Genomic DNA, 1,320 nt, shown 5'->3' with positions numbered 1-1,320 from the left:
AGCCGGGCTCGTTCGACGGCCTGCACGTCACCTGCGGGGTCGCCGAACCGCCGTGGCGGTGGATCGAGGCGCTCAGGACGGGCGGTGTCGGGGTGCTGCCGTGGAGCCCGGCCTACGGCGGCGGCCACCGGCTCCGGCTGGTCCGCACCGGCCCCGAGGAGGCGATCGGTGAGCTCCACGGGGCGTGCGGCTACATGATGCTGCGGTCGCAGCGGTTCCCGCGCGGCCGGGTCTTCGAGTTCCTGCACGACTGGGACGACCGCGCCATCAACTCGGCCGACTACACCGCCGAAGAGCTGACCGGCCCGACCGGCGAGGCCCGCCAGGGCGCCGACCTGCTGGTCACGGCGCTGGCGCCGGGGATGTCCGCCCAGCTCTACGGCCGGGCGGGCGGCACCGGGCTGCTCCTGCACGAGACCTTCCCCGATGCCCGCACCACCGGCTCCTGGGCCCTTCTGGAGGACGGCGAACTGCACGCCCACGGCCCCCGCGACCTGTTCTCCGAGCTGCTGAAGGCCCGCGCCCGCTGGGACGCGCTGGGCCGTCCCGCCCGCGACCGCTTCACCCTCCGCCTCACCCCCGGGTCCCAGACCCTGCTGCTCGACGGCGCGCCCGTCCACTGATCACCGGGTAGATCGCAGGGTGGAGGGCCGATCCTCCGGCAGGCGGACCGTTCTGTCAGAGGCACGGGGCAGACTGGTCCGAGACGTACGGGGAAGACCGGCGAGGGGGGCGGAGAAGGACCGGTGGGGATCCTGGCGAGGCGGCCCGGGGGCTGGCCGACGCCATGGGACGTGGGGCTTCCGCTGCTCATGGTGGTCTGCCAGATCTTCGTCGCGCCCTGGCTCGCTGAACAGTCCCACCGTCCGATGCCGCCGATCGAACGGGGCGTCGGGCTGCTCTGCTACCTGTCGTGCGCCTTCGTCCTGGTTTGGCGGCGGCGCTACCCCGAACTGGTCTTCGGCTATGTGTGCCTCGTCGTGTTCGTCGCGGGGTTCTGGTTCTCGGAGTTCGCGACAGAGGGCGCGGTGCCGCCGCAGGTCGTGGCGCTGTTCTCGCTCGCCGCCCACCGGGACGCGCAGAAGGCGCTGGCGGGGGTGGTGCTGGCGGCCGTCGCGGCGTTCCCCAGCCAGCTTCCGAAGGACGTCGCCGAGCAGGCGTCGACCTTCCTGTTCGGGCTGGGGCTGACCGTGCTGTTCGCCGCGCTCGGCCAGACCCGCTACCACCGCAGGGCGCACCGGGCCGAGGTGGCCGCGCGCGTCGCGGGCGCCGAGCAGGAGCGAAGACGGGCGGCGGCGGCCGAACGCGAACGGCTCGCCC

At 73.9% G+C, this 1,320-nt stretch carries 1 protein-coding gene and 1 pseudogene; both read left to right on the top strand.

Features of this window, described 5'->3' with window-relative positions; translation table 11 throughout:
* Positions 1–623 (top strand): annotated as a pseudogene (locus tag ACYVE7_RS34175) (hypothetical protein); the annotation flags it as partial.
* Positions 624–794: 171 nt separating this feature from the next.
* On the top strand, positions 795–1,320 hold a 526-nt coding region (locus tag ACYVE7_RS34170), incomplete at its 3' end, for a DUF7134 domain-containing protein (protein WP_460370740.1).

Source organism: Actinocorallia lasiicapitis (assembly GCF_054778695.1).
The sequence above is the reverse complement of the archived record's forward strand: the minus strand, read 5'-3'. Positions and strand labels throughout refer to the sequence as shown.